The organism is Turicibacter sp. T129 (genome assembly GCF_025594975.1).
Classification (GTDB): Bacteria; Bacillota_I; Bacilli_A; order MOL361; family Turicibacteraceae; genus Turicibacter; species Turicibacter bilis.
In genome coordinates, this window is sequence record NZ_JAMQUU010000032.1 from 21,518 (window position 1) to 28,716 (window position 7,199).

A 7,199-nucleotide genomic window follows, 5' to 3' on the forward strand; every position below is an offset into this window, starting at 1 on the left:
ATTTTTATTGTTTATTGTCGAGTTTTAGATGTAAAATAAGAATAGTCTTTTGATAGAGTTGAAGTTTATTTGTTTACTGTAAGGAGTGAGCTTTATGATATATGATGTAATCGTCGTAGGTGGAGGGCATGCCGGAATTGAAGCAGCTCTTGCTCCAGCACGAATGGGTTGCAAAACGTTAATGGTAACTGGAGATATTAATCGTATTGGACATATGCCATGTAATCCAGCCATCGGTGGACCAGCGAAAGGAATCGTAGTTCGTGAGATTGATGCTTTAGGTGGAGAAATGGGTGTTAATACAGATAAAACGCATATTCAAATGCGTATGTTAAACACAGGGAAAGGTCCAGCGGTTCGTGCACTTCGTGCTCAAGCAGATAAAGTGGAATACCCTCGTGAGATGCAAAAAACAGTTTTAGCACAAGAAAATTTAGACGTTAAAGAAGCAATTGTGGATAAGTTAATTGTTGAAGACGCAGAAGTGAAGGGAATTCAGTTAGAAACTGGGGAACAAATTTTCTCAAAAACGGTTATTTTAACAACAGGAACTTACATGCATTCAAAAGTTATGATTAGTGATGAGATTACGTTAAGTGGCCCAGATGGTGCGAAGACCTCATTAGGATTATCTCAACACTTAAAAGATTTAGGGTTTGAATTATTCCGTTTAAAAACAGGAACACCACCTCGTGTTGCAGCGGATAGTGTTGATTTCTCTAAAACAGAAATTCAACCTGGGGATGACGTCATTCGTGCGTTTAGTTTTGACACTAAAGATCATTTACCACTTGAAGATCAAGTGCCATGTTATTTAACTTATACAGGTGAAGAAACACATCGTATTATTATGGATAACTTAGAGCGTTCGTCAATGTATTCTGGAGTGGTTGAAGGGGTTGGGCCACGTTATTGTCCATCAATTGAGGATAAAATTGTTCGTTTTAATGATAAGCCTCGTCATCAAATCTTTTTAGAGCCAGAAAGTAAACACATCCCTGAAATTTATGTTCAAGGGTTCTCAAGTAGTTTACCACGCGATGTTCAAGAGCAAATGATTCGTACGATTCCAGGTCTTGAAAATTGCCGCATTGTTAAATATGCGTACGCTATTGAGTATGATGCGATTAAGCCTGTCCAATTATGGCCATCATTAGAAACTAAATTAGTTAAAAACTTATATAGTGCTGGACAAATTAACGGAACAAGTGGATATGAAGAAGCAGCGGGTCAAGGAATCATGGCTGGAATTAATGCTGCCCTTCGTGTTCAAGGAAAAGATCCATTAATTTTAAAACGTAGTGAAGCTTATATTGGGGTATTAATTGATGATCTAGTTACAAAAGGAACATTAGAACCTTATCGTTTATTAACTTCTCGTGCGGAGTATCGTTTATTATTACGTCATGATAATGCTGATTTGCGTTTACGTGAATATGGTCGTCAAGTAGGGTTAATTAATGATGAAAAATACGCAGCATTCTTAGATAAAAAAGCTGAGATTGCAGCAGAAAAAGAACGTTTATCTGAAATTAAAATTACACCTAAAGGAAATACTAATGAGTATTTAGCGACAATTCCATCATCACCATTAAAGGATGGAATTACGGCATTAGAATTATTAAAACGTCCAGAGATTACTTATGAACATATCCACAACTTAATTGAAGAGAAAAATGAATCAATTTCTGCTGAAGCAATTGAGCAATTAGAAATTCAAGTTAAGTATGAAGGATATATTAATAAGGCTCTTCAACAAGTAGAAAAAGTTCAAAAAGTTGAAGAGAAAAAAATCCCGGATCATATCGATTACGATGATGTGCCAAACTTAGCGATTGAAGCAAAACAAAAGTTAAAAGACATTCGACCATTAACGATTGGTCAAGCAAGTCGTATTTCAGGGGTAAATCCAGCGGATATTTCAATTTTAATGGTTTACATTGAATCAGGACGTGCAAATAAAGTAAGTGAATAATAAATCAGAGTTAAGAGAGGAGACTTTCTTAACTCTTTATGTAGTAAGGAGTGGAAGATATGACACCGGAACAATTTTATGACAAGGTAAAAGAATTTGGAATTGAGTTAACTGAAGAACAAAAATGGCAGTTACATCGTTATTATGAATTATTAGTTGAGTGGAACGAGAAAATGAACTTAACTGGAATTACAGAAGTAAATGAAGTTTATTTAAAGCATTTCTATGATTCGTTACTTGGCTTTTTAATGTTTGAAGATATCCACAACTGCAAAACATTATGTGATGTTGGATCAGGAGCTGGATTCCCAGCTTTACCTGTTAAAATCGTTTTTCCACATTTAAAGATGGATTTAGTCGATTCCCTAGGAAAACGCGTTAATTTCTTAAATCATGTCATTGCAGAAACGAAGCTTGAAAATATTAAAGCGTATCATTCACGTGCGGAAGAATATGCATCGAAGCATCGTGAATCATTTGATATCGTCACAGCTCGTGCAGTTGCTCGTTTAAATATTTTATCTGAGTTATGTGTCCCATTAGTTAAAGAAGGTGGATATTTCATTGCGTTAAAAGGACAAACAGGTGATGAAGAATTAGTAGAGTCAAAACGTGCCTTAGATACATTTGGTGTAGAAATCATTGATGTGAAGCATGTTGAGTTACCGGAAGAAGCGGGATCACGCACTAATATTTATACAAAAAAATACAAGAAGACGCCGAATAAGTATCCTCGAGCTTATGGTCAAATCAAAAATAAACCATTAAAATAGCATTAAATGTCACCGGCAGGGACATTACTATAGAAATTCTAGAAAAAAGAAGAAAAATACGCTATAATTTAAACATTAAGATTGATTTTCGATTTTTATTATAAGGGGGATATAGGGTGTTTAACATTTTTTCACGAGATGATTCACGTAATCAGCCAAAAGATGAAGTAACTCAATTGCCTATCTCAAAAATCGTTCCGAATAAATATCAACCACGAAATATTTTTAATGATGAAAAAATTTTGGAATTATCAGAATCTATCAAAGAACATGGTGTGATTCAACCGATTGTTGTTCGTAAGTTTAAAGAGGGTTATGAAATTATTGCGGGAGAAAGACGTTATCGTGCATCTAAGTTAATTGGACTAGATAAAGTTCCTGCGATTGTCCGAGACTATGATGATAAGCAATCAGCTTCTATTGCAATTGTTGAGAATATTCAGCGAGAGGATTTAACTGCAATCGAAGAAGCATTAGCTTATAAACAGTTGATTGATTTACATGGGATTACTCAAGCTGCATTAGCAAAGCAAATGGGAAAATCTCAATCAACAGTCGCAAATAAAATTCGTTTATTAAATTTATCTGAGCATGTTCAACAAGCAGTTTTAGAGCGTAAAGTGACAGAACGTCATGCGCGTGCATTATTATTAGTTAAAGATGAAGAACTGCAATTCCAACTTTTAGAGAAGATTATTGAGAAGGATTTAAATGTTTCAGAAACTGAGCGTTTAATTGATGAAACGTTAAATCCAAAAGAGAAAGCAGTAAAACCACAAACGATTTCTCGTATGCCAAGAGATTGTCGTATTGCCATGAATACTTTTAAACAAGCCATTATGATGGTTGAAAAAACAGGTATGAGAGTCGAACATGAAACTGAAGAGTTAGATGACTCATATGTGATTAAAATTTCATTACCCAAACATAAACATTAATAAAAAGAGAAAAGACAGGCGATTGAATGCCTGTCGTTTTTCTTTGTTGTGGATAAATTAGAGGAGATCAGAAAATGAGAGTTACAGTTAGTTCGTGTTTGTTAGGGATAGACTGCAGATATTGTGGAGATGGTTATCCACAAGAAGGAATTTTGAAATTAATTAAGGACCATCAAGTGATTCCATTATGTCCTGAACAATTAGGGAGTTACCTATTATTCTACGGCAATCAGTTGAATTGGTGAATGGGCGTGCTGTGGATAAGTTTAGATGTGATATGACGGAGTAGTTTTCGAAAGGGGCAGAAGAGGTTGATAAGATTGCTCATTTATTTGAAGTTAAGGTTGGAATTTTAAAAAGTAATAGTTCATCGTGTGGTTGTGGATAAGTTTATGATGGAACATTTAGTGGTCAATTAACGAGTGGCGATGGAATGACAGCCCGTTTATTGAAGAAATCGGATATTAAAATTTATAATGAGGATAATTTCAAGAAAGCTTTCTAATATTAAGTTTTCTACGACATTTTTCACCACCTATTTAATAAAAAAATCGAAGTTTGTAAATAATAATCACTAATAAGATTAGTCATTTCAAAAAGTTCAAAATTTACTGATCAAGCGCCAAATTTATTTTTCATAACCTATCATTTCGTGGTAAAATATTAACAAGTATGACTTTAGGAGGGTTAATATGGGGAAAATTATCGCTATAACGAACCAAAAAGGTGGAGTTGGTAAGACGACATCTAGTATTAACTTATCAGCATCCTTGGCTTACTTGGGTCATAAAGTATTACTTGTTGATATGGATCCCCAAGCTAACGCCTCTACTGGTATTGGTGTTTATAAAGGCGATGCTGAGTTAACTGTTTTTGATTTATTGGTGGATGAAATTCCAACTAATCAAGTAATTTTAAAAACGAATGAAGAAAATTTATTTTTAATTCCATCGTCTCAAGAATTAGCAGGATTTGAGTCGATGATTGTCATGGAAAAAGACCGTGAGTTTAAGTTATTACCAAAACTTGAACAAGTCAAAGAATATTTTGATTATATTATTATCGATTGTCCACCATCACTTGGACTTTTGACAATTAATGCGTTATCTGCAGCAGATTCGACATTGATTCCAGTACAATGTGAGTATTATGCATTAGAGGGATTAACACAATTATTAAATACAATTCGTATTGTTCAACGCCGTTTAAATCGAAATTTATCGATTGAAGGGGTGTTATTAACAATGCTTGATCGCCGTACTCGTTTAGGATTAGATGTAATCAATGAAGTTAAATTATATTTCAAAGAGAAAGTGTTTAATACTATTATTCCACGTTTAGTTCGTTTAAGTGAGGCGCCATCATTCGGAAAGTCAATTATTGCTTATGATCAAAAATCGTCAGCTGCTCAATTTTACATTGATTTAGCTAAAGAGGTGGTTAAAAATAATGTCGACTAATAGATTAGGAAGAGGTTTAGGTGCACTATTTCAAGAGCATGATATTGAGAGTCTTGAATCGTTTGAGCAAGTCAAAGAAGGGGAAGTGATTCACCAATTAGAGGTGAAGAGTTTAAGACCTAACCCATATCAACCACGAAAGTATTTTGATGAGAATAAGATTAAAGAATTAGCGATGTCAATTAAAGAACATGGTGTGTTCCAACCTATTATCGTTAAAAAAGATATTAAAGGTTATATTATTATTGCAGGGGAGCGCCGATTTAGAGCTGCTCAAAAAGCGGGATTACCAACTATTCCAGCAATCATTCGTGAGTTTAATGATCATTTAATGATGGAATATGCATTAATTGAAAATTTACAACGTGAAGATTTAACAGCCATTGAGGAAGCCGAAGCTTATCGTCTGTTAATGCAAAAATTAGATTTAACTCAAGAGCGCTTAGGTGAACGTCTTGGAAAGAGTCGTGCCTACATTGCCAATACGATGCGTTTATTACAGTTACCACGCTCTGTGCAAGATGATATTGAAAATGGTGTCATTTCAGTTGGACATGGAAAAGTATTAGCTGGGTTAAAAGATGAAGAATTAATTTTAAAGTTTACGAATATTATTAAAGAAAAACAAATTTCAGTGCGTGAGTTAGAAGATTTAGTAAAACAAGTTGGAACGGCTCAAGCTGAAGAAGATAAAAAGACGAAAAGAGAAGTAAACCCCCATTTAGAGTACGTGGAGTCGAATTTGAAATCGTATTTTGGAACGAAAGTCAAACTTAAAGAAAAGAATGGGAAAGGTCAAATCATTATTGATTATATGACTATGGATGATTTAAATCGTTTACTCGAGAAGATGGGTTTAGAATAAAAACTAAGGAGTGAGCTATTTGAATTTATTATTTTTATCAAATGTATTAGCTGATAAAATTCAGAACTTTTTGGCAACAGATCAGTTAAATACTTTTTTAATCAATGCTGGATTTAAAATTGTTAGTGTTATTTTAATCCTTGTAATTATGTCAATCGTCAGAAAACTCGGTAAGAATATGATTAAAAAAGCATTTGCCGTGAATATTGAACGTATTCAAAAAGTAACGGGAGGAACGGAAAGACGAAAAGAGACGTTTGAAAGTTTAGCTCTTAATATTTGGCGTTATGCGGTGAATATTGTTTTAATTTTATGGTTATTATCGGTTTTTGTCTCATTAGATAAGTTATTAGTCGCTTCAAGTGCACTTGTTGTGGTCATTGGATTTGCGGCAAAGAGTATGCTTGATGATATCACCATGGGATTCTTTATTATTTTTGAAGATTTATTTTCAGTTGGAGATTTTATCGAAATTGATGGAAATACCGGAACAGTTACAGAAATCGGATTACGTTCAGTTAAAATTCGTGTTTTAACGGGTGAAATCGTGATTATTCCAAATGGGAATATTGGAAAAGTTATTAACCATTCGGTCTCAAATGGTCAAGCGGTATTAGATATCGGAATCGCCTATGAGGCGGATCTTGATAAGGCGATTTCAGTTTTACAGAAGGTTGCGTCAGAAGCTTTTAATCAATATGACGATATCCTTCAAGTTCCTCAAGTTTTAGGGGTACAGGAATTAGCAGATTCAGCTGTGGTGATTCGTATGATAGCTGAAGTCTCACCACTTCAACAGTGGCACATTCAACGTGAATTACGTCGCTTAATCAAGTTGACGTTTGACCGAGAGAATATTGAAATCCCTTACTCTAAAATGATGGTTTATCAAAAGAATGAAGGGAGTCCATCTCATGAATAATGTGACATTTGGTTTAAATGATATTGTTGAGATGAAAAAGCCACATCCTTGTGGCACAAATCGTTGGCAAGTGGTCCGTTTAGGCGCAGATATCAAGATTAAATGTTGTCATTGTGAGCGTATGTTAATGATGCCACGACCTGAATTTAAGAAAAAGATGAAGAAGGTTTTAGAGTCAGCACAAGAGAGTGAAAATATCTAATTTTAAAACTGGAAAAAAAGCGTTGAAATCCATTGATTTCAACGCTTTTTATGTGCGCCCGGCA

8 protein-coding genes are annotated in these 7,199 nt (G+C 34.4%); all 8 read left to right on the forward strand.

Annotation, left to right across the window (positions count from 1 at the left end):
- Positions 1 to 94: 94 nt before the first annotated feature.
- The 8 genes from mnmG (at position 95) to NEH75_RS06695 (ending at position 7,135) form a co-directional block, all read left to right on the forward strand.
- Positions 95 to 1,975, forward strand: a complete 1,881-nt coding sequence (mnmG, locus tag NEH75_RS06660; RefSeq protein WP_055243399.1) for a tRNA uridine-5-carboxymethylaminomethyl(34) synthesis enzyme MnmG — start codon at positions 95 to 97, stop codon at positions 1,973 to 1,975.
- 59 nt (positions 1,976 to 2,034) lie between these two features.
- Positions 2,035 to 2,748, forward strand: a complete 714-nt coding sequence (gene rsmG / locus NEH75_RS06665; RefSeq protein WP_055243398.1) for a 16S rRNA (guanine(527)-N(7))-methyltransferase RsmG — start codon at positions 2,035 to 2,037, stop codon at positions 2,746 to 2,748.
- Between the two features lie 116 nt (positions 2,749 to 2,864).
- A complete protein-coding gene (gene noc, locus NEH75_RS06670; RefSeq protein WP_055243397.1) occupies positions 2,865 to 3,686 on the forward strand; it encodes a nucleoid occlusion protein in 822 nt (273 codons plus the stop codon).
- Between the two features lie 74 nt (positions 3,687 to 3,760).
- Positions 3,761 to 3,931, forward strand: coding sequence for a 2-thiouracil desulfurase family protein (locus NEH75_RS06675; protein ID WP_202966272.1), 171 nt, complete (start codon positions 3,761 to 3,763; stop codon positions 3,929 to 3,931).
- Between the two features lie 447 nt (positions 3,932 to 4,378).
- Positions 4,379 to 5,146 (forward strand): ParA family protein, encoded by a 768-nt coding sequence (locus NEH75_RS06680; RefSeq protein WP_055243396.1) that lies wholly within the window; start codon positions 4,379 to 4,381, stop codon positions 5,144 to 5,146.
- Entirely contained in the window at positions 5,136 to 6,011 is an 876-nt protein-coding gene (locus NEH75_RS06685; RefSeq protein ID WP_055304570.1) for a ParB/RepB/Spo0J family partition protein, read from the forward strand. Before NEH75_RS06680 ends, NEH75_RS06685 begins: the two co-directional genes overlap by 11 nt.
- Positions 6,012 to 6,021: 10 nt before the next feature.
- Positions 6,022 to 6,933 (forward strand): mechanosensitive ion channel family protein, encoded by a 912-nt coding sequence (locus NEH75_RS06690; protein ID WP_256656466.1) that lies wholly within the window; start codon positions 6,022 to 6,024, stop codon positions 6,931 to 6,933.
- Positions 6,926 to 7,135 carry a DUF951 domain-containing protein gene (locus NEH75_RS06695; protein ID WP_055243393.1) on the forward strand — a complete coding sequence of 70 codons (210 nt, stop codon included), beginning with the start codon at positions 6,926 to 6,928 and terminating at the stop codon, positions 7,133 to 7,135. Before NEH75_RS06690 ends, NEH75_RS06695 begins: the two co-directional genes overlap by 8 nt.
- Positions 7,136 to 7,199 lie beyond the last annotated feature (64 nt).

Excerpts from the sequence above, each read along its gene's own strand:
- NEH75_RS06680 (WP_055243396.1), top strand. The coding sequence starts at position 4,379 with ATGGGGAAAATTATCGCTATAACGAACCAAAAAGGTGGAGTTGGTAAG.
- NEH75_RS06675 (WP_202966272.1), top strand. The coding sequence starts at position 3,761 with ATGAGAGTTACAGTTAGTTCGTGTTTGTTAGGGATAGACTGCAGATAT.
- rsmG (WP_055243398.1), top strand. The coding sequence starts at position 2,035 with ATGACACCGGAACAATTTTATGACAAGGTAAAAGAATTTGGAATTGAG.
- NEH75_RS06695 (WP_055243393.1), top strand. The coding sequence starts at position 6,926 with ATGAATAATGTGACATTTGGTTTAAATGATATTGTTGAGATGAAAAAG.
- mnmG (WP_055243399.1), top strand. The coding sequence starts at position 95 with ATGATATATGATGTAATCGTCGTAGGTGGAGGGCATGCCGGAATTGAA.
- NEH75_RS06685 (WP_055304570.1), top strand. The coding sequence starts at position 5,136 with ATGTCGACTAATAGATTAGGAAGAGGTTTAGGTGCACTATTTCAAGAG.